The sequence below is a fragment of the Bradyrhizobium sp. genome (assembly GCF_004799405.1).
Taxonomy (GTDB): Bacteria; Pseudomonadota; Alphaproteobacteria; order Rhizobiales; family Xanthobacteraceae; genus Bradyrhizobium.
Map to the genome: position 1 here is coordinate 13,576 of NZ_SSMW01000158.1, position 20,044 is coordinate 33,619.

At 61.8% G+C, this 20,044-nt stretch carries 18 protein-coding genes; 8 read left to right on the forward strand and 10 right to left on the reverse strand.

The genetic code is table 11. The features are described 5' to 3' along the window. Positions 1 to 3: 3 nt before the first annotated feature. Entirely contained in the window at positions 4 to 1,551 is a 1,548-nt protein-coding gene (locus E7813_RS25320) for an ABC transporter substrate-binding protein (protein WP_291578031.1), read from the reverse strand. Positions 1,552 to 1,592: 41 nt separating this feature from the next. After that, positions 1,593 to 2,300 (reverse strand): cupin domain-containing protein, encoded by a 708-nt coding sequence (locus E7813_RS25325; protein WP_291578032.1) that lies wholly within the window; start codon positions 2,298 to 2,300, stop codon positions 1,593 to 1,595. A gap of 281 nt (positions 2,301 to 2,581) precedes the next feature. Between E7813_RS25325 and E7813_RS25330 the strand changes: the two genes are divergently transcribed. Continuing rightward, positions 2,582 to 3,940 carry an adenylate/guanylate cyclase domain-containing protein gene (locus E7813_RS25330; protein WP_291578033.1) on the forward strand — a complete coding sequence of 453 codons (1,359 nt, stop codon included), beginning with the start codon at positions 2,582 to 2,584 and terminating at the stop codon, positions 3,938 to 3,940. A gap of 36 nt (positions 3,941 to 3,976) precedes the next feature. Here E7813_RS25330 and E7813_RS25335 read toward each other — a convergent pair whose 3' ends face one another. After that, positions 3,977 to 4,171, reverse strand: a complete 195-nt coding sequence (locus tag E7813_RS25335) for a hypothetical protein (RefSeq protein WP_291578034.1) — start codon at positions 4,169 to 4,171, stop codon at positions 3,977 to 3,979. Beyond that, positions 4,168 to 4,974, reverse strand: coding sequence for a transglutaminase family protein (locus E7813_RS25340; RefSeq protein ID WP_291578035.1), 807 nt, complete (start codon positions 4,972 to 4,974; stop codon positions 4,168 to 4,170). Before E7813_RS25340 ends, E7813_RS25335 begins: the two co-directional genes overlap by 4 nt. 201 nt (positions 4,975 to 5,175) lie before the next feature. Here E7813_RS25340 and E7813_RS25345 point away from each other — a divergent pair, with 201 nt between their 5' ends. From E7813_RS25345 to E7813_RS25365, 5 genes are all read left to right on the forward strand, one after another. Then, a complete protein-coding gene (locus E7813_RS25345) occupies positions 5,176 to 5,445 on the forward strand; it encodes a hypothetical protein (RefSeq protein WP_291578036.1) in 270 nt (89 codons plus the stop codon). Beyond that, on the forward strand, positions 5,438 to 5,734 hold the full coding sequence (locus E7813_RS25350; RefSeq protein ID WP_291578037.1) for a hypothetical protein: 297 nt from the start codon (positions 5,438 to 5,440) through the stop codon (positions 5,732 to 5,734). The genes E7813_RS25345 and E7813_RS25350 overlap by 8 nt, the downstream gene beginning before the upstream one ends. A gap of 432 nt (positions 5,735 to 6,166) precedes the next feature. Continuing rightward, the gene (locus E7813_RS25355) at positions 6,167 to 8,110 is read left to right on the forward strand and encodes a PrkA family serine protein kinase (RefSeq protein WP_291578038.1); all 1,944 of its coding nucleotides are present in this window, start codon (positions 6,167 to 6,169) and stop codon (positions 8,108 to 8,110) included. Between the two features lie 19 nt (positions 8,111 to 8,129). Then, on the forward strand, positions 8,130 to 9,401 hold the full coding sequence (locus E7813_RS25360; RefSeq protein ID WP_291578111.1) for a YeaH/YhbH family protein: 1,272 nt from the start codon (positions 8,130 to 8,132) through the stop codon (positions 9,399 to 9,401). Continuing rightward, the gene (locus E7813_RS25365) at positions 9,398 to 10,942 is read left to right on the forward strand and encodes a SpoVR family protein (RefSeq protein WP_291578039.1); all 1,545 of its coding nucleotides are present in this window, start codon (positions 9,398 to 9,400) and stop codon (positions 10,940 to 10,942) included. The genes E7813_RS25360 and E7813_RS25365 overlap by 4 nt, the downstream gene beginning before the upstream one ends. Positions 10,943 to 10,984: 42 nt before the next feature. On the opposite strand, the gene E7813_RS25370 is transcribed toward E7813_RS25365, so the two are convergent. From E7813_RS25370 to E7813_RS25395, 6 genes are all read right to left on the reverse strand, one after another. Beyond that, the gene (locus E7813_RS25370) at positions 10,985 to 11,194 is read right to left on the reverse strand and encodes a hypothetical protein (protein WP_291578040.1); all 210 of its coding nucleotides are present in this window, start codon (positions 11,192 to 11,194) and stop codon (positions 10,985 to 10,987) included. Positions 11,195 to 11,373: 179 nt separating this feature from the next. Further along, on the reverse strand, positions 11,374 to 11,655 hold the full coding sequence (locus E7813_RS25375; protein WP_291578041.1) for a DUF4242 domain-containing protein: 282 nt from the start codon (positions 11,653 to 11,655) through the stop codon (positions 11,374 to 11,376). A 140-nt stretch (positions 11,656 to 11,795) separates the two neighbouring features. After that, a complete protein-coding gene (locus E7813_RS25380) occupies positions 11,796 to 12,875 on the reverse strand; it encodes an alpha/beta fold hydrolase (protein ID WP_291578042.1) in 1,080 nt (359 codons plus the stop codon). Between the two features lie 201 nt (positions 12,876 to 13,076). Then, positions 13,077 to 14,699 (reverse strand): FAD-dependent monooxygenase, encoded by a 1,623-nt coding sequence (locus E7813_RS25385; RefSeq protein ID WP_291578043.1) that lies wholly within the window; start codon positions 14,697 to 14,699, stop codon positions 13,077 to 13,079. A gap of 27 nt (positions 14,700 to 14,726) precedes the next feature. Beyond that, a complete protein-coding gene (locus tag E7813_RS25390; RefSeq protein ID WP_291578044.1) occupies positions 14,727 to 16,172 on the reverse strand; it encodes an MFS transporter in 1,446 nt (481 codons plus the stop codon). Positions 16,173 to 16,304: 132 nt separating this feature from the next. Further along, positions 16,305 to 17,252, reverse strand: coding sequence for a ring-cleaving dioxygenase (locus E7813_RS25395; RefSeq protein WP_291578045.1), 948 nt, complete (start codon positions 17,250 to 17,252; stop codon positions 16,305 to 16,307). Between the two features lie 140 nt (positions 17,253 to 17,392). Here E7813_RS25395 and E7813_RS25400 point away from each other — a divergent pair, with 140 nt between their 5' ends. Together E7813_RS25400 and E7813_RS25405 are read left to right on the forward strand one after the other, a co-directional pair. Next, positions 17,393 to 18,154 (forward strand): crotonase/enoyl-CoA hydratase family protein, encoded by a 762-nt coding sequence (locus tag E7813_RS25400; RefSeq protein ID WP_291578046.1) that lies wholly within the window; start codon positions 17,393 to 17,395, stop codon positions 18,152 to 18,154. A 199-nt stretch (positions 18,155 to 18,353) separates the two neighbouring features. After that, complete coding sequence (locus E7813_RS25405) at positions 18,354 to 19,994, forward strand: bifunctional metallophosphatase/5'-nucleotidase (protein ID WP_291578112.1); 1,641 nt, start codon at positions 18,354 to 18,356, stop codon at positions 19,992 to 19,994. Positions 19,995 to 20,044: the final 50 nt, after the last annotated feature.

The following is a 20,044-nucleotide window of genomic DNA, read 5'->3' on the forward strand; positions in this document are numbered from 1 at the left end:
AAATTATTTCGGGTCGACCCACACTTCGTTGAGCCGAACCACGCCGCGCCGCAGCGGCGGAATGCCGTGAACCCGCGGTTGCGTGATGGCGAAGTAGATCGACTGGATGCGCAGCATGATAGGCATCTGCCTCGCCATCTCCTTGCTAAAATCGCAATACGCTTTCTTGCGGACGTCGATATCGAGATTGCGGCGGCCGGTCTCGATGGCCTCGTCGAGCTTCGGATCGTTGATCCTGGTGAGGTTGCCGCCGCTTTTCGAAAAGAATGCCTGGTAGACCTGAAAGTCGGGGTCGGGCACGTCTGCCACTTCCCACAGTGCGATCTGGTAGTCGCCGCGCAATACCGGGCTGATGTAGGACGGCCCGCCCTGGATGTTCCTGATCTCCGTCTCGATGCCGACCTTTTGCCAGAAGCTTTGGTAGAGTTGTGCAGGGATGGTCATCGTCGGTGTCGGCTGCGACTGCAGCACGACCTTCACCGGCTTGCCGTAGTCCTTGAGCAGAGCCTTGGCTTTCTCCGGGTTGTATTCGGGGTAGCCGACGTCTGGGCAGTTCCACTCGGAGCCCGGGCCCCAGAAGCTGCTGGCGAGATAACCGACGCCGTCGTAGGCGACCTTGAGCTCGACGTTGCGATCCAGCGCGTAGGCCAGTGCCTGTCGTACCCTGACGTCGTCGAGTGGCGGCGACGACGTGTTGATATTCAGGGTGTAGGCGCCGGTGCCGGTGTATTCCATGACCTTCAGCGTTTTGTCGTTCCGTGCTTCGATCACCTGCTTGCCGAGCGGCTCGTAGAAAATGTCGATGTCGCCGGTCTTCACCGCCGTAAAGCGCGCGGTCGGATCGGGCAGGAAGCGGATCACGATTTTGTCGAGATGCTGGGCGTTCGGATTCCAGTAGTTCGGGTTCTTCTCGAAGGTGATGCTGTCGTCCTGTTTCCACTCCGTCATCACATAGGGACCGGCGCCGATCGGACGGCGGTTGAGGTCGGGGCCGGCGCTGTCCTCATGCTCGGCGGGCATCACCCAGAAAAGATAGCTGTCGGCCGAGAAGATGCTCGGGAATGCGGCCCAGGGATAGGCCAGGCGGAATTCCACCGTGGCGTCGTCGATCGCCACAGCCTCCTTCAGCGCGCCGAGAGCGGCGGCGAACGCCTGGTTTTTCGAGGGGTCAAGGATGCGCTGGAAGTGATGCGCCACGTCGCGCGCGGTAAAGGGCGCCCCGTTGGAGAACTTCACGCCCGGCCGCAGCTTCAACTGCCAGGTCAGGCCGTCAGGCGAGTTGTCAAGCGAGGTGGCGAGGTCCGGGATGCTCTTGCCTTGTTCGTCCAACGTGAAGAATTTCGAGAATACCAGTGCGCCGGCCATGGTCGTCTCGCGATTGGCAGCCCGCGTGGTGAGCGGGTCGAAGCCCTGGACTTGACCGCGTGTCGCCATGATGAGCGAGCCACCGTCCCTCGGCGCCGGCTCCGCCGCGCCGCACGGCTGCAATCCGATCAGCGCGAACGCAAACGCTCCGACGGTCAGACCAACGAGTTCACGAATGCACCGCAAGACCCCTCCCTTGTTCGTTTGATTGTCAGGCGACAACAAGCCTACTGCCGATTCGGCCGCAGGCAAGCCGGAAGGCCACTGTTTCGGGCAGTTAAGCGACCCACGTCGCAGCCACGCTTTCCGCCAAACGAGACGAAGGCCATGAGACAGGGCTCCGGCAACGGGTTGCGCCAACGATGTCTGGTTCCGTTTTGCACGACGCAATCGCCTTGGCGCAAATGGACCGTCTGTCCGTCGTCCAGTTCCAGCGTCATCTCGCCACGAATCACGATCCCATAGTCGATGGTATCGGATGTGTGCATACCTGGGGCGTCGCGTTCGAAATGGTCACCCATGCCAGGGACCTTCTCCGACATTTCCCTCAGCCCACTCTCGAAAGTGACGCCAGGTGGCGGCTTCCAGCCTTCAGGCCGCCTGGGCGGATACGAGACAAGGCGAAACATCGTGCCCCCCGGACCGGGAAAGGCTTTCGTTCCCTTGAGCATCGGATCCGATTCCAGGCCGGTGAGCTGTGGCACACCCTCAGTCATATAGAGTTCGTAGAATGTCAGTCCCGGATTGGCGTCGATTTCCACCACCATGGGAGTTACGTCAAAGGACTTGAAAACCGACTTGCCGGCTTCATCGCGCCCAGTCAGTACCCGTTTGGGGGGTGGCAGGTCGCTCAAGTCTTTCGCTTTGGCAAGCTCCGCGTCGTCCAGGGATTTGTTCTTGTTTCGTGACCGCCAGCGCCAAGAGAGTCTGCTCATCATGTTCTCCGCCCTTTCGATGCTTTCCTTGGTTTTTGTCGTGGGGCCTCCACGCCGATGGTTGTCGGCACTTCAGTACCGTCAGTTCGCCTGTTGAGCCATCTAGGACATGAAGCATGTGCCGAGAAGCGGATAGTTGCCGGTGCTTGAGCGATTTCTTGCATGTGCCGCATTAGTAACTCTCGTCGTTTTCATACAGTCTGGACCCCGAACGGACATCCGCTCCGGCTTGCGCTCGAGCCGATATGCTGTGAATAATACCGGCCCAGCACTCCAGTCTCATGGCTCCCGCCGAATCGAGAGGTTGGTCAAGCGTGAACGACTTCGTTTTGCCGGCAACGCGCTACGCTCTCAGCGACGACGTCAATATCGCCTATCAGACGATCGGCGAAGGCCCCATCGATCTTGTGATGGTCCCGGGAGTCGTTTCGCACATCGAATTCGCGCACGAGTTTGCGGGACACACTGCGTTCCTGCGGCGTCTGGCAAAATTTTTCCGCGTCATCACGTTTGACAAAAGGGGGCAAGGTCTGTCGGACAGAATATCCGGCGCTCCTTCGCTTGAGCAGCGGATGGACGACGTTCGTGCCGTGATGGACGCTGTTGGTTCGTCGCGAGCGGCGTTGATGGGCTTTTCCGAAGGCTGTGCGATGAGCGCGATGTTCGCCGCCTCCTATCCCGAACGCGTATCGCACCTGATTTGTTTTGGCGGCTTTGCACGCTATGCTGATCTTTTTGCCGGTCGCGATTTCGAACACGTCATTTCGGAGCGCATGAAAGTGTGGGGAACAGGCGCTTTTATAAACAGTGCTGCTCCCAGCCTGGCAGGCGATCCGGAAGCCGTTGCTCACTTCGCCAAGTTCGAGCGGCTTTCGACCAGTCCTGGTGCCCTCAAGGCGCTTCAAAACGTGAATATGCAGATCGACGTCAGGCCAATCCTTCCCAGCGTGCGCGTTCCAACGCTCGTGCTCCATCGGACTACCGATGCACAGATCTCGGTGAAGTTAGGCCGCGATCTGGCCTCGCGGATTCCCGGCGCCAGGTACATCGAATATCCCGCCGGCGACCATATTTACTTTATCGGAGACGTTGAAGCGCTGCATGGCGACATCGAGGAGTTCATCACCGGACATCGTGAAAGCCACGAAGCCGATCTTGAGCGGACGCTGGCGACAGTTCTCTTTACCGACATCGTGGATTCGACGCGCAGCGCCGCCGAAATGGGCGATCAGACATGGCGCCGGCTGCTGGACAGTCACGATCAACTGGCAAAACAGATGGTCGAGAAGCATCGCGGCATTCTGGTCAAGTCGACCGGGGACGGCATACTGGCGACTTTCGACGGACCGGGCCGCGGCGTTCGCTGCGCTTTGGCGCTCAGCAACGCCTCAAAGCAGATTGGCCTGCCGCTCCGCGCCGGACTCCATACCGGTGAGATTGAAATCAGGGGCCGGGATATCGGCGGCATCGCGGTGCATGCGGCAGCCCGCGTGATGGCGCAGTCTCAGTCCAGCGAAGTTCTTGTTTCAAGAGTGGTGACGGACCTCGTCGCCGGCGCCGGACTGAAATTTACCGAGCGCGGGTCGCATGACCTCAAAGGCCTGCCGGGCCGATGGGACTTGTTCGCTGCGAACGCATAGCGCATGTCGCCTGTGAGAACATGGGCCGGGAAGCGGCTAGTTGCCCGCCGCCAGACGACGAACGCCGGATGCGGTCAGGCCAAGCTCTCCTAGCCGTCTTACTGCATAACCGAGGCCGACCAGACGTTCCCAGTGCAATTGCGGGATTTCGCGCTGCGCGGCGCCCTTGCCGACCTCGCGCAAGGAATCGAATTCGTCCGGACTCAAAGCCGGGGGGCGATCATTCGTCATGCGGCCTCCTCCGTCCACACCTTGAAGCTGACCAGCGTATTCGGCCCGAACGTCTGGGTGATCGGAACATCGCAGGCATCGCGCCCCTGCGCGATCAGGACGCGACCGATCCGCGGCACGTTGTTGCGCGGATCGAACATCTGCCAGCGCCCGCCGATATAGGCTTCGAACCAGCCGGCGAAGTCCCCCACCGCCCAAGGCTGCGGCGTGCCTATGTCGCTGAGATAGCCGGTGCAATAGCGCGCCGGGATATTCATGCAGCGGCAGAATGCGATGGCGAGATGGGCATAGTCGCGGCAGACGCCCTTGCCTTCATTGTAGACTTCCCACGCCGTCATGGTGGCGCGAGCGTGCTGGTAGCCGAACGCGATATGGCGGTGAACGAAATCACAGATCGCCTGCACCCGCGCCCAGCCTGGCGGCGTGTTGTGGAACAATTGCCATGCAGTTTCCGACAGCCGGTCGGTTTCGCAGTAACGGCTGCCCAACAGATAAACCAGCGTGTCCGATGGAAGGTCTTCGATCGCATGCTGAATCGCCGAAGTAACGACCGGATCGGGCAAGCCGCTGTCACGGATGATGCCGTCGGCGGCCAGACGCATCGGTCCGGCCGGCGCCACGATACGGCTGCACCAGTTGCCGAACATATCGCGATACGGCACGATCGGCACCGAAGGCATGGTGGTGAGGTGATCTGGCACGATGATGTCGGACGCGCGCGTGAAATGCGTCCCCAACACCATGATCATCGGAGTCGTTTGCGGGAAATCATAGTTCATTTCGAATCCGACACGCAGCTTCATTCGAAATACCTTCCCCACATACATCCGAGATGGCGACGAAGCCGCCAAATACAAGCCGTTTGGGCCGATATCAAGCGCTTTGCGCGGTCAAATACCCGCATGGCCGGAGAAAGCGATAGGTAATTGCCGCGAAAGCGCGCATGATCGGCAGATGTCCAGACATGTTCGCGTCCCCATGCGCAGAAACGCCGGCGTATCGATATGACGACGCGCTCGCGCCGGGAGACGGTTCGTTTCGAGCATCCATTCCGGATCAAGGGCATCGACCGCGTGCTGGCGCCAGGCGCTTATGAAGTCATCACCGACGAGGAGATGATCGAGGGTCTGTCATTCGCCAGTTTCCGGCGCGTCGCCACCATGATCATGGTCCCCGGCGCGGCACCGCGGAACTCGTCGATGGAAATGATCTCGATCAGCCCGGCCGATCTGTCGGACGCACAACGCCATGATGCGAGTGCGGCGCGTGAATGAACATCCGGTCGATCTCGACAAGCATCGCGGCATGGCCGCGCAAAAGGCCACCGATATCCGCCGCATCCTCGCCGACGTCGAGGCCAATGCAAAATTGCTGCGCGACCATCAGGACGTTGTCGAAATCCAGCTGCTCGCTGCGCCGGCCACCTCATGGATCGAGGCCGCGGCCAAGGCGCGTTACGTGCTCAATCTCTACGCGGCCCAGTTGGCGCCCGCCGATACCCGTCACCGCGACCTGGTCGCAGCCGTGCTGGCGGATTTCACCCGGCTCTCCGCAGAGTGCTGAACGACAACGCCAACCCGCGGAATGCCTGTCCGGGGTTTCCGGGCCCCGTTTTCGATCGTGGTAGGAAGAGCAGCACCGGGCGGCGGCGCCACAAAGATGTCGTTAACAATTAATTAACCTATGAAGTCGCACGCTCGTCCACGCAGCAAGGGAACCCGTTGGGCCCTTGATTCGGTAATCGTCACGCGGTCGGGAACAAATCTCCGCCAGTTCGGGGCGATCAGGTGTTGCGGTGCGTTTCGCACAACAATTTGGCAGCTTGCCTCCTTATAACCCAGTCGCTGCCCGCGTTGCGTATTGCGTGGCGGAGTCTGCCGCGCTTTTAATCGAGCGTATGTGCCCACACTGATTCGTGGGCGGGGAGCGTGGTGCTCCCTCGATGGGGAACTTGCCGCGTTGCAGCAATGCTGCAAGCATATGGGGAGAAGGATCATGTACAACGACTCTCTGTTCAATGCTTTTGCCCGGTCGTTCGAGGCGCGAAGCGAAACCGACATGTCGATGGCGGAATACCTCGAATCGTGTCGAGGCGATCCGATGCGATATGCGAATGCGGCTGAACGGCTGCTAGCGGCGATCGGCGAGCCTCAGATGATAGACACGGCCAAGGACCCCCGCCTTGGCCGTATTTTTTTGAACCGCACCATGCGCGTCTATCCGGCCTTCGCCGGATTCCATGGCATGGAAGAAACCATCGAGCGCATCGTCGGCTTCTTCCGGCACGCGGCCCAGGGCCTTGAGGAGCGCAAGCAGATTCTGTATTTGCTGGGACCGGTCGGCGGCGGAAAATCGTCACTGGCCGAACGCCTCAAATCGCTGATGGAGGTCCATCCGATCTATGTGCTGAAGGCCGGCGACGAACTCAGTCCCGTGTTCGAGAGCCCGCTCGGCCTGTTCGATCCGGAATCGCTCGGTCCGATGATCGAGGAGAAATACGGCATTCCGCGGCGGCGCCTCAGCGGGTTGATGAGCCCGTGGTGCTACAAGCGGCTCGAAGCTTTCGGCGGCGACATCTCCCGATTCCGGGTCGCCAGGATCCAGCCCTCGCGGCTGCGGCAGATCGCGATTGCGAAAACCGAACCCGGCGACGAGAACAATCAGGATATCTCCTCGCTGGTCGGCAAGGTCGATATCCGCAAGCTTGAAACCTTCGCGCAGAACGATCCCGACGCCTACAGCTATTCCGGCGGCCTCAACCGTGCCAACCAGGGCGTGCTTGAATTCGTCGAGATGTTCAAGGCGCCGATCAAGATGCTGCACCCGCTGCTGACGGCGACGCAGGAGGGCAACTACATCGGCACCGAGAATATCGGCGCGATTCCCTTCACCGGCGTGATTCTTGCGCATTCGAACGAATCCGAGTGGCAAAGCTTCAAGAGCAACAAGAACAACGAAGCCTTCATCGACCGCATCTGCGTCATCAAGGTGCCTTACTGCCTGCGGGTGACCGAGGAACAGAAGATCTACGAGAAGCTCATCTCGGGGTCCGAACTCGCCACCGCGCCGTGTGCGCCGGCGACCCTGGAGACGCTGGCGCGCTTCTCGGTGATGTCGCGCCTTCGCAAGCACGAAAACTCGACCGTGTTCGCGAAAATGCGGGTCTATGACGGTGAAAGCCTCAAGGAATCCGATCCGAAGGCGCGCAGCGTCCAGGAATACAAGGATGCCGCCGGCGTCGATGAAGGCATGGACGGCGTTTCGACGCGCTTCGCGTTCAAGGTCCTGGCCGCCACCTACAATCACGATACTTCGGAACTCGGTGCGGATCCGGTTCATCTGATGTATGCGCTGGAGCAGGCGATCCGCCGCGAGCAGCTTCCCGAGGAAGTCGAGAAACGCTACCTCGAATTCATCAAGGCCGAACTGGTGCCGCGCTACGCCGAATTCATCGGCCATGAGGTCCAGAAGGCCTATCTGGAATCCTATTCGGATTATGGCCAGAACCTGTTCGACCGCTACGTGGACTATGCCGACGCCTGGATCGAGGACCAGGACTTCAAGGACCCCGACACCGGCCAACTGCTCGACCGCGAGCTGCTCAACCAGGAACTGACCAAGATCGAGAAGCCCGCGGGCATCGCCAACCCCAAGGACTTCCGCAACGAGGTCGTCAAGTTCTCGCTGCGGTCGCGGGCCCAGAACGGCGGCAAGAACCCGTCCTGGACCAGCTACGAGAAAATCCGCGAGGTGATCGAAAAGCGGATATTCTCGCAGGTCGAGGACCTGCTGCCGGTGATTTCGTTCGGCTCGAAAAAAGACGGCGAAACCGAAAAGAAGCACGGCGAGTTCGTCGAACGGATGGTGGAGCGGGGCTACACCGAGCGTCAGGTTCGCCGGCTGGTCGAATGGTATATGCGGGTAAAACAGGCCGGCTGAGGCGGATGCAAGCGTGGTCATGCACATTGTCGATCGGCGTCTGAATCCGGGCAGCAAGAGCCTTGAGAACCGCCAGCGTTTCCTGCGTCGTGCCAAGGCGCTGGTCCAGGGCGCGGTCAAGAAATCGTCGCAGGAACGCGACATCAAGGACGTCCTGGAAGGCGGCGAGGTCAGCATCCCGCTCGACGGAATGGACGAGCCGCGCTTTCGCCGCGAGGGCGGCACCCGCGACATGGTGCTGCCCGGCAACAAGAAGTTCATCGAGGGTGACATCCTGCCGCGCTCGGGCGAAGGCAGCGGAAAGGCGAACCAGCCGGGTGAAGGCGACAGCGAAGACGCGTTTCGCTTCGTTCTGAGCCGCGACGAATTCGTCGACATGTTCCTCGACGACCTCGAATTGCCGGATCTCGCCAAGCGCAAGCTCGCCGAGGCGGAAAGCGAGGGGCTGCATCGCGCCGGCTATTCGACCTCGGGATCGCCCGCCAACATTTCGGTGAGCCGCACCGTTCGCCTCGCTCTGGCGCGGCGGGTCGCGCTGCGACGGCCGCGACCGCAGGAAATCGAACAGCTCGAGGCAGAGCTGGACGGCTGCGACGAAGCGCGTCGCGCCGAACTGCAGGCCGAGATCGACAGGTTGAAGGCGAAGGTCCGCCGGATTCCGTTCATCGATCCGATCGACATCCGCTACCGCCGCTTCGAGACCATGCCGAAGCCGGTGGCCCAGGCGGTGATGTTCTGTCTGATGGACGTGTCCGGCTCGATGTCCGAGCACATGAAGGACCTCGCCAAGCGCTTCTACATGCTGCTCTACGTGTTCCTGACGCGGCGCTACCGCCACGTCGAGATCGTCTTCATTCGCCATACCGACCGGGCGGAAGAAGTCGATGAAGACACCTTCTTTCACGGCCCGGCATCGGGCGGCACCATGGTATCGAGTGCGCTGCAGGCGATGCATGAGATCGTCAGGTCGCGGTTTCGTCCCGCGGACTGGAACATCTATGCCGCCCAGGCCTCCGACGGGGACAATTCCCATTCCGACAACGAGGTCGCCGGCCGGCTGCTGACCGAGATGATTTTGCCGGTGTGCCAGTTCTTTGCCTATCTGGAAGTCGGCGAGGCCGGCGGCAGCACCTTCGATATGTCGGATTCGTCGCTTTGGGCGCTGTACCAGCGGCTGCGCGCCGAGGGCGCGGTGCTGTCGATGCGCAAGGTCAGCGATCGAAGCGAAATATTCCCGGTATTTCACGATCTGTTTCAGCGCCGCCGCAAGCAGGAGAGAGCCGCGCCATGACCGTGACGCCCGATCGTCTGTTTGAGGCAGCGGACTGGGACTTCGCGAAGCTGCAGCGCATCCACGACGCCTGCGAGGAAATCGCGCGCGGTGAACTCGGTCTTGACGTCTACCCCAACCAGATCGAGGTCATCACCGCCGAGCAGATGCTGGATGCCTATTCCTCGGCCGGCATGCCGCTGTTCTACAAGCACTGGTCGTTCGGCAAGCATTTCGCCCATCAGGAGGCGTTCTACCGCAAGGGGCTGATGGGCCTCGCCTACGAGATCGTCATCAACTCTTCGCCGTGCATCTCCTATCTGATGGAGGAGAATACCGCGACGATGCAGACGCTGGTGATCGCCCACGCCGCGTTCGGCCACAATCATTTCTTCAAGAACAATTATCTGTTCCGGCAATGGACCGACGCCGAAGGGATTCTGGACTATCTCGATTTCGCCAAGAACTACGCGGCGCAATGCGAGGAACGCCACGGCCGGCAGGCGGTCGAGCAGACGCTCGATGCCGCGCACGCGCTGATGTCGCACGGCATCGATCGCTATCCCGGCAAGAAGAAGCTCGACCTTCGCGCCGAGGAAAAGCGTGCCGGCGACCGCCGCCGGCATGAGGAGAGCGCGTTCAACGATTTGTGGCGCACCGTGCCGACCGGGCCTGCCAAGAGCGTGGAACTGCTGAGCGCGGAACGGCGCCGCAAGCTGCTCGGGCTGCCGCAGGAAAATCTGCTGTATTTCCTCGAAAAGACGGCGCCGCGACTGCAGCCCTGGCAGCGCGAACTACTGCGGATCGTGCGGCACATCGCCCAGTATTTCTATCCGCAGAGCCAGACCAAGGTCATGAACGAGGGCACCGCGACCTATGTGCATTATCGCATCATGACCCGGCTGCACGAACAGGGGCGGATTTCCGACGGCAATTTCCTCGAATTCCTGCAGTCGCACACCAACGTGGTGTTCCAGCCCGAGTTCGACGACCGGCGCTTCTCCGGCTTCAACCCCTACGCGCTCGGATTTGCGATGATGCAGGACATCGAGCGCATCGTCACAAATCCCGACGACGAGGACCGGGAATGGTTTCCCGATATCGCCGGGACCGGCGACGCGATGACGGTGCTGCGCGACATCTGGGCCAACTATCGCGACGAGAGCTTCATCAGTCAGTTCCTCAGCCCGCGACTGATGCGGCATCTGCGGTTGTTTCACCTGCATGACGACCCGGAGCAGACCGCCGGCATCAGGGTCGATGCGATCCATGACCAGCGCGGCTACCGTCGCATTCGGCGTGAACTGGCCCGGCAGTACGACGTCGGCTACATCGATCCCAATATCGAAGTGGTCGATGTCGACCTGGCGGGCGATCGCCGCCTGATGTTGCGCCACGCCGTCATCAAGGGCGCGCAGCTGAACGAGACCGACGCCCGGCGCGTGCTTCAGCATCTTGCGGATCTCTGGAGCTACGACGTCTCGCTGGTCGAAGTCGACGCTGCAGGCACGGTCCTAAAGGAATACGTGCTGAACCCGCGCGGGCTCGCTGCGGCGGCGTGAAGGCTTGCCGGGCGCGCGAGGGCGTCGCACCTAAGCGTGATCCTAGTCCTTCAGGGTGAACTTCTTGCGCAGCTCGGCAGCTATCTTGTCGGCGAGTTCCTGCGCGTTCTTGGTGTGCTTCGGCGCAGTTACCACCGTCGGCCGCCAGCCGAGCAGCGGATCCCTGCGGACCGAAACGAACACCCCGCCGATCAACAACCTCTGAAGAATCATGTCTTCGAGTTCGGTGTCGGTTTTTGCTTCCTTGACCACTGCAGTCCTGTTCTGTCGCCAGCCCCAGATTAAATCTGAAATCTGACGATTTTGGGGAATGCCATGGAGCCCTGGGGTTGCGGCGCTTGGCCGGTTCGGACGGGCCTTGGTGTTCTCGACAAACGGCCTCGCAAGATTTGCTGCTTGCGAGGCCAATTGTCAGATTCGGCCGGTTGGGTTCACGCCGCGGCTTCCGCGGTCGTCGGATCGACCACCGAGCGTACCCGGGCGATACTGTTGGCCGGAAATCCGCCTTTTTGGGCATGCGCCCGCACCGCCGACTCGTCCGGCGCGACATAGACGCAATAGATCTTGTCATCCGTCACGAAGCTCTGCACCCACTGGATTTGCGGGCCCATGGCCTGCAGCACGCCGCAGGATTTCCGGGAAATCGCTTGCAGTTCCTCGGTCGGCAATTTGCCGGCGCCGACGAGTTCGCGCTCGATCACGAATTTGGGCATTTTTCGCACCTCAGGTTCACGAAAGCGCGGATTTGCGCTCTCGCCTGCAAGGATGCGAATTTGCGGCGCGCCTGGAGTGAGGCGAAAGTCCCGGCCGCACAAACTTGTCGTGCCGGAAAACAGGGACAGCTGTCCCGATCTCAGCGAGCGCCTAACCGGGTGCCGAGTCCGGCATCGCGCGCGCGTACGATCGCCAGATAACGGTGCTGGACCTGAATCTTGTCGAATACGCGCGTGATGTGATTGCGAACCGTCTTCTCCGAGAGGCCGAGGGCGCTTGCGATCTCGGAATTGTCGAGGCCGTCGGCGATCGCTTCGAGAACGGCGCGTTCGCGTGGTGTGAGCTCATCGAGCGGCAGGACGCTGCGCATGGAGGTCGCCGCATTCGGCTTCGCCAGAAACGACTGGATTTCAGCGATCAACTGCGGCCATTCCGGTTCATCAAGCAGCGGCATGTGATTCTGGCTGTCGAACTGAACGAAACGGCAGTCCCGGATCAGGCTCGCCAGAAGGCGGCCTTCCGCGATCGGAACCGCGCAATCGCGCTCGGCATGCATCACCAGGACCGGGCATTTCAGCTTGCGCGCGGCTTTTCGCACGTCCACGCTCCAGCCGATTTCGAGCAAGCGAACGGCCTTCTCGGCGGTTGTCGCAAGCCGCATCTGTTCAGCCCAGGAGCGCAGATAGTCCATGGTGCCGCCGGGCTGAAACGTCGACGACCAGACCTGCATGAAGGCGTCGTTCTGCTGACCCCATCCCTGTCGCGTGAGTTCAAGCATCAGCCGCGCCTTCCTGGTCACTTCCGGCTGGCCAACCTGAAACCGTCCGCGCGCATAGGTGCCATAGAGAACAAGGTGGCTGACGCGCTCGGGATAGCGCGCAGCGTATTCGATGGCGACCGGCCCGCCCCAGCAGGTCGCAAGGATCGGAAAACGGTCCAGTCCCGCCGCGTCGACCACGCAAGCAAGGTCGTTCACCCAGTTCTCGAACGACAGCTTCTCGGTGTCGCGGTCCGACAGGCCACAGCCACGCGAATCGTGTCGCAACACGGTGAATTCGCTGAAGGCGTCGAGCCACGGACGCCAGGCGAGGCTGCGCCATTGATGTTCAAGATGCGTCAGCCAGGTCGATGCCATGACCAGCGGTGGTCCACTGCCGGTGGCAGCATAGGCCAGCTTCACGCCGTCATCGGCCGTGCAGAAACGAATGTCCTGGTGCATGGCAATCGCGCACTTCATGAAGCGCACTATATTGCTGCCGAGGCCGCCTGCACACCTGTAAATGCCCTGGCTGGGACCTGATCGAAGCCCTCTGGCAATGCCGATTCCAGCCCGTCATGCGGAATGGGACGGATAGTCCCTCACGGCCGGCGTGTGAACCGGTTGAGAATGGCGAGCGTTATGTAACGTCCATCCTGCAACTTACGCAATCGCCGGCATCCGGCCGAGCAGGCAATCGAGCGCGGTGCGCAAGACTTGTTGCGGGCTCGAAGCGCTTGAACGACTGCGCCACGCCACATGGCCGTCCGGCCGAACCAGCACCGCGCCATCGATGTCGACGCCGTAAGCGTGGTGCCAGTTGTCGTCTGGATCGCCGAGGGCGCTATCGCCGCCGACGGTATAGGCAATCAGTGGCGGCCACGATGGACCAATGGCTTGCGCGGCGCGGCGCCATGCGTCGCCATCGCGACCGGCCAGCAACACAAAGTGCGGGCCGAACAGGTCGATGGTTGAGATTTGCTCGTCGCCGCGCCTGAGCCAGGCATGGGGAGCGCGGCTGCCGGGCCGCGCAGACGGCACATATTCGGTGACGGGATCCTCAACGGCGAGCGGCGCCGTACCGTCCGGCACGACCGCTGTCGATTCGTAGCTGACCCCGAAGATCAAACCCTGTTCGTTGAGGAATTCCCGCCGGGGCAAGACGTTGCTTTGCCGCGCGGTGCGTCCCATCGACAGCGCGTTGGCCAGCGAATTCCGGGTGATGATCTGCCCCAAAGGCTGGCGCTCGGCATGGTAGCTGTCGAGAAGCTTTTCATCCGCGTTCCCGCGCAACACGGCGGCGATCTTCCATGTCAGATTGTGAACGTCCTGAACCCCGGTGTTGAGGCCGAAGCCCCCTGTCGGCGGCATCTCGTGAGCGGCATCGCCGGTCAGGAAAACGTTGCCGAAACGATAGCGGTCGGCAACGATGGCGGACGCCTCCCACGGGCTGATGCCAAGCACCGACATGTCGAGATCGGACACGCCGACGGCCTTGCGGATCAACTCCGCACAGAATTCCGGCGTGAAGTCCTGCGGTTTCCAGCCGTATTGCTTGGGGCCGTGAATCAGGAAGCCCCAGCGGTCGCTGCCGTTGATGGTGAGGAATGTGCCGCGCAAGTCTTCCTGCTCGACAAAATAGAGCGCGGCGGGCCGGTGCGCGACCCATCGGGTGAGATCAGCCTGGAAAAGGATATTGACGCTGTCGTAGACTTTCTCTTCGCCGATCATGTTCACGGCGAGCTCGCGGCGCACCCGACTTTGCGCACCCTCGGCAGCGATCAAATAACGCGCGGTGAAAGGCATCTCTTCGCCCGTTATGCGGTCGGTCAACGTGCCGGCAACGGCGCCGGGCTTTTGGCTGAACGAGGTCAGCTCGGTATTGAAGCGCAAGGTCCCCGGCCCCGCCGATTCCGCAAATCGGCGAATAACCGGTTCAAGGTCGTCCTGGGCGCAAAGACAATTCTTGACGGGTGTCACTGCCAGGTTCTTCGTGATCGCGCGGCCAGGCACGCGACGCTCGATCTCCCGGCCGGCCAGGGTTTCGGTCCAGACGATCAGCCCCGTGCCTCCTTCCGCGAGCCCGGCGGCCCTGACCGCGGCATCGATGCCGCATTGCCGGAAGACTTCCATGGTACGGGCATTGATCCCGCGCGCCTTCGGCGTCAGCGCCGTGCCCGGGTGACGTTCGACCAGCAGCGAGCGCACGCCGTGCCGGGAGAGCAGCAACGAGGCGGTGAGGCCGACCGGACCGCCACCGGAGATGAGAACGGGAATGTCGAGCATCTTTTTCCTTTTTGATCCCGTGCGGAATCAGCCGATGTCCATTGGCTTGCCGTGGGGCTCCCTGCGATAGGCAAAGATCGCGATCAGCGCGGCGAATTCGCAGGCCGCCAGGAACAGGAACGCCGGCGCGATCGCATCCGTGGTCGCCTTCGGCGAAACCACATCGCTGCTTCCCGCGATCAGCGCCAGACACACCGGCCCCAGGATTTTTCCAACGCCGTTGGCGGCCTGCGCCAGTCCAAACGCCCGCCCACCAAGCGAGACCGGAAACACTTCGACGACATAGGGTGACATGTTGGAAAACGCGCCGCTGTAAAACGCCGCGCCGAAGATCACGAGCAGCGCAAACACCGACCAGCCCGCGACGAACTCGCGATAGAAAGCGACAATCGCCAGCATCACCAGCACGGAGATCAACGTTCCCGTGAGTGCTGCGCCACGGCGTCCGATATAGAGCGGCAGCACCGAAAACAGCACGCGGCCGACAAATGAGGCGATGCTCGCATAGACGAAGTAATGCGCAGCCTCATGCGCGGTAATCTTCAGAAGCTGGGACAGAATCGTGGGTCCCCACAGGAACACGCCATACGTGCCGGTCGAAATCCCGGTCCAGATGACCACGACCCACCAGAACCGCTTCTGGTCCTGGAATAGCTCTGACAACGACCCCGGCCGGGTGGTCGGCTCGATTGCGTTCGGCAGCGTGACGCTGGTTTCGGGAACGCCGAGCAGCTTTGCGGCCTCGCGTCGCGCGTCGGCATTACGGCCGCGCGACAACAGCCAGCGCACCGACTCCGGCGCAATCCACGCGATCAACAGCGAGGTTACGATCGGCATCGCGCCGGTGAAAGCGACGCCGCGCCAGCCGATCACCGGCAGCAGGCTCGCCGAAATCATCGCGGCAAACATCGTGCCGAGCGCCACCGGCGCCACCATCATGCTGGAAATGAAGGTGCGGAATCTGGTCGGCGTGATTTCGACGATCAGCGGATTCTGGGCGCTGACAGCGGCAATCGATCCAAAGCCGACGACGAAACGCAATATTGAAAACAGGATCCAGGCGCCGTCCGGTATCAGTGCGCATCCAGCAGCGCCGAGCGAAAAGATCACCCCCCCGCCCCAGACCATCTTCTTGCGGCCGATGACGTCGGCGAGCATGCCGCCGGCGAATGAGCCCGCGATGGCGCCGACGCCGGACGACAACAGCATCACCGCGCTCTGGCCGTAAGTGAGATGCCAATTCGGCGCGAGTACCGACACCAGATATCCGACCAGGAAGAAATCGTAGAACTCGAACATCTCCTGCAAGACCATTAGGCCGATGGTCAGATAATAGCGCGGCGTGAGCCTCGACTGCTCGATGCCGCTGAGCCAGTCCTGTGCACCTCCTTTGGAATGACCCGGGGCGGCTGTCCGGATTCCACCTGCGACGCCTTTAGCGACGCCTTGGGCGTCAAGCGAAAGATCGGCCATCTCTCTCCCCGGACGCCCGGCTGCCGCCGTCATGCGCAGCGGTTCAACTTGCCGGGACCATCCGCAAGAAAGTTAGCACCCGCTCCTGGAATTTGGAAGCGAACCTTCGCGTTGCGCGCGACGGCGTACCTTTCATCCCAGCGGCTTCAGCCCCGCTTCGATCTGCGCGCGGCGCGGCTCGAGGAATGGCGGCAGCGCGAGTTTTTCGCCGAGCGCGTCCATCGGCTCGTCGGTGGCGAAACCGGGGCCGTCGGTGGCGATCTCGAACAGGATGCCGTTCGGTTCGCGGAAATAAAGGCTGCGAAAGTAAAACCGGTCGATCTCGCCGGAGTTGCGGATGCCGAGTTCGTTCAAGCGTTGCGCCCAGGCTTCATACTGCGCGTTGTCGGGCGTGCGGAACGCGACGTGATGCACGCCGCCGGCGCCCTGCCGCGCCATCGGCGAATCCTTCTGCTCGACGACGTGCAGTTCCGCCGCCGGGCCGCCCTCGCCCATCGCAAACACATGAACCTGCGCGGGCGCGTCCGGCGCCGCGTAGTCGCGAACCTTGCGCATGTTCATGACGCCGGTCAGCACCTGTTCCAGCCGCGCCAGATCGTGGACGTTGAGCACGATCGGGCCAAGCCCGCGAATCTGGTGCTCCGCCGGCACCGCACTCTTCTCCCATGGGAAAGCGGGTCCGGCGCCGCCATCGTCCACCAGCACCAGCCGCTGGCCCTCGCCGTCCTCAAACGGCAGCGTCAACCGTCCGTCGACTTCGGTGACGTCGCCGCTATGGCCGCCGGCTTTCTTCAACCGATCCTTCCAGTAACCCAGGCTTTTTTCGCCGGCGACGCGCAGACCGGTGCGGGAAATGCTGTTGGCTCCGCGCCGCTCGGGAGCGGCCGGAAAATCGAAGAAAGTGAGGTCGGTGCCGGGATTGGCCTTTCCGTCGGCATAAAACAGGTGGTAGGCGCTGACATCATCCTGATTGACGGTCTTCTTGACCAGCCGCATGCCCAAGAGACCGGTATAAAACGCGAGATTTTCGCGCGGTTTCGCCGAAATCGCCGTCAGGTGATGAATCCCCGTCAATTGCATCGCATTATCCTTATGGCCACCTCCCGTGGACAATCGGCAGGAGCATTTGGGGCTGATTGCAGATCATGTAGGATATGGTTTGCAGACTCGCCAGCCATACCCCACTCTTGCCTTTTGCCGCCTGTTTCAAGGACAGCACCATGACCGGGCATCTGATAGTCACCGACGAAGGCGCCGCACGCATGATCAAGCTGCGCCGGCCCGAAAAGAAGAATGCGATCACGCAGGACATGTATCGCGCCATGAGCGAGGCGATCGATACCGCGCAGAACAACCCGGACGTCCGCTGCCTCATCATCACCGGCGGCTCCGGCGTGTTCACCGCCGGCAACGATCTGGAGGATTTTCTCAAGGAAGGCACCTCCAACACCGACACGCCGCGCGCCTCCAACGCCGTCAAGTTCCTCTATTCGCTCGCCCACAACGTCAAGCCGATCATCGCCGCGGTCGACGGCGTGGCGATCGGCATCGGCACCACCATGCTATTCCATTGCGACTATGTTCTCGCCAGCACGACGGCGACGTTTTCCACCCCGTTCATCCATCTCGGCCTGGTTCCGGAAGGCGCCTCCAGTCTGTTGATGCCCCGCACCATGGGGCATCAGCGCGCGTTTGCGATGCTGGTGATGGGACGCACCTTCAGCGCCGACGACGCGCAAGTCGCCGGCTTCGTCAACAGCGTGGTGGCGCCCGGCCATACCGAAGCCGAGGCGCGCAAGGTCGCGCGCGAGATTTGCGCGCTGCCGGCCGAAGCGGTGGCGATCTCGCGCAAGCTTCTGAAACTGCCGCCCGAAGAACTGACCCGCAGGATCGACCAGGAAAGTCATTTGTTCGGCGAACGCATGCGATCGAAGGAAGCGGTGGCGGCTTTCAAGGCATTCTTTTCGCGCAAGAAGTCATAAAGCTGCTCTCCGGAATAGCGAAAATCGTCATGCCCGGCCTTGTGCCGGCCATCCACGCCTTGGCTTCGCTCAAGCGAGGAAAGACGTGGATGGCCGGCACAAGCCCGGCCATGACGAAGAAACGAGGCTTCGTGAAATTGTCGTGCTGGCATTTTATCGTAACGTCATGAGACGCTCACTTTTTCTCCTCGCAGCCGCGATGCTGCTGTTCGCACTGTGTGAGCCGGCCTTGCGGTATCCCGCAAACGCGGGGGATACGGTCGATGTACGGATTCTCGCCATCAATGACCTGCATGGCTACCTCCGGCCGCCGCCGGGCGGCATCCGGATCGCCGATCCCGACGACAAGACCCGAAAGATGGCGGTGCCGGCCGGGGGCGTCGAGACCATGGCCACCCTGGTTCAGCAACTGCGCCAGGGGCGCAAGAACACCATCTTCGTCGCCGCCGGAGACCTGATCGGCGCCAGCCCGTTTCTGTCGGCGGCGTTTCACGACGAGCCGACCATCGAATCGCTGTCGATGATGGGGCTTGCGGTCACGTCCGTCGGCAACCACGAATTCGACGAAGGCAAGGATGAACTGCTTCGAATGCAGAATGGCGGCTGTCATCCCACCGACAAATGCCAGGGGCCGCATCCGTTTTCCGGCGCGACGTTTCACTATCTCGCGGCCAGCACGATCGACAAGGCTACCGGGAAGACCGTGTTCCCGCCTTACGAAATCAGGGAATTCGATGGCATTCCCATCGCCTTCATCGGCCTGACATTGAAGGGCACTCCCACCATCGTTTCGCCGGTGAGTGTCGCCGGTCTCGAATTCAGGGACGAAGCCGAAACCGTCAACGCGCTGGTGCCGGAGTTGAAGGCGCGCGGGATCGAGGCCATCGTCGTCCTGATTCACGAAGGCGGCTATCCGACCGGCGACTACAATGAGTGTCCGGCTATTTCCGGCGCGATCGTCGACATCGTCAGGAAATTCGATCGCGCGGTCGACGTCGTGATCAGCGGCCACACACATCAGCCCTATGTCTGCGAGATCGACGGGCGGCTGGTGACCAGCGCCGACAAGTACGGCACCATCGTCACCGCGATCGACCTGAAGCTCGATCCCGCAACCCGCGACGTCGTCAGCGCCAAGGCCGACAATGTCATCGTCCGCACCGGCGCCTATGCCAGGGATTCGGAACAGACCGCATTGCTGCTATCCTACGACAAACTGGCCGCGCCGATCGCCAATCGTCCGGCGGGATCGGTCACCGAGACGCTGTCGCACCGACCCAACAATGCCGGCGAGAGCGCGCTTGGCGATATCATCGCCGACGCCCAGCTCGCCGCCACCAGCACCGAGGCCAACGGCGGCGCCGTGATCGCCTTCACCAACCCGGGCGGCATCCGCACCGACATTCCCAGGCGAGACGACGGCGCGGTGACCTATGCCGATCTATTCGCCAGCCAGCCGTTCCGAAACCAGTTGGTCACGCTGACGCTGACGGGAAAGCAGATCAAGGACACGCTCGAGCAGCAATGGCTCAGCCCGGACCAGCCCCGGATTCTGCAGGTGTCGAAGGGCTTCAACTATGCCTGGGACGCCGCCAGGCCATATGGCGACCATGTGATGGCCGATCGGATGTCGCTGAACGGACGTCCGATCGATCCCGCGGTGAGCTACCGCGTGACGGTGAACAACTTCCTGTCGGTCGGAGGCGACGGCTTCACGGTGCTGAAGGAAGGGCTCGCGCAGCAGTTCGGCGGCTATGACATCGATGCGCTGTATGGATTTTTTCAAGCCAACAGTCCGGTCGGTCCTGCCACGCTGAACCGCATCGCGCGGCTGAACTGAAACGCGCATGGCGGCTGGCGGCTCTTTCCGAACCGCGCCCGAACCCCTAG

Excerpts from the sequence above, each read along its gene's own strand:
- E7813_RS25405 (WP_291578112.1), top strand. The coding sequence starts at position 18,354 with ATGCTGCTGTTCGCACTGTGTGAGCCGGCCTTGCGGTATCCCGCAAAC.
- E7813_RS25330 (WP_291578033.1), top strand. The coding sequence starts at position 2,582 with ATGGCTCCCGCCGAATCGAGAGGTTGGTCAAGCGTGAACGACTTCGTT.
- E7813_RS25395 (WP_291578045.1), bottom strand. The coding sequence starts at position 17,252 with ATGCAATTGACGGGGATTCATCACCTGACGGCGATTTCGGCGAAACCG.
- E7813_RS25365 (WP_291578039.1), top strand. The coding sequence starts at position 9,398 with ATGACCGTGACGCCCGATCGTCTGTTTGAGGCAGCGGACTGGGACTTC.
- E7813_RS25335 (WP_291578034.1), bottom strand. The coding sequence starts at position 4,171 with ATGACGAATGATCGCCCCCCGGCTTTGAGTCCGGACGAATTCGATTCC.
- E7813_RS25360 (WP_291578111.1), top strand. The coding sequence starts at position 8,130 with ATGCACATTGTCGATCGGCGTCTGAATCCGGGCAGCAAGAGCCTTGAG.
- E7813_RS25340 (WP_291578035.1), bottom strand. The coding sequence starts at position 4,974 with ATGAAGCTGCGTGTCGGATTCGAAATGAACTATGATTTCCCGCAAACG.
- E7813_RS25325 (WP_291578032.1), bottom strand. The coding sequence starts at position 2,300 with ATGAGCAGACTCTCTTGGCGCTGGCGGTCACGAAACAAGAACAAATCC.
- E7813_RS25345 (WP_291578036.1), top strand. The coding sequence starts at position 5,176 with ATGACGACGCGCTCGCGCCGGGAGACGGTTCGTTTCGAGCATCCATTC.
- E7813_RS25385 (WP_291578043.1), bottom strand. The coding sequence starts at position 14,699 with ATGCTCGACATTCCCGTTCTCATCTCCGGTGGCGGTCCGGTCGGCCTC.
- E7813_RS25380 (WP_291578042.1), bottom strand. The coding sequence starts at position 12,875 with ATGCACCAGGACATTCGTTTCTGCACGGCCGATGACGGCGTGAAGCTG.
- E7813_RS25375 (WP_291578041.1), bottom strand. The coding sequence starts at position 11,655 with ATGCCCAAATTCGTGATCGAGCGCGAACTCGTCGGCGCCGGCAAATTG.
- E7813_RS25390 (WP_291578044.1), bottom strand. The coding sequence starts at position 16,172 with ATGGCCGATCTTTCGCTTGACGCCCAAGGCGTCGCTAAAGGCGTCGCA.
- E7813_RS25400 (WP_291578046.1), top strand. The coding sequence starts at position 17,393 with ATGACCGGGCATCTGATAGTCACCGACGAAGGCGCCGCACGCATGATC.
- E7813_RS25355 (WP_291578038.1), top strand. The coding sequence starts at position 6,167 with ATGTACAACGACTCTCTGTTCAATGCTTTTGCCCGGTCGTTCGAGGCG.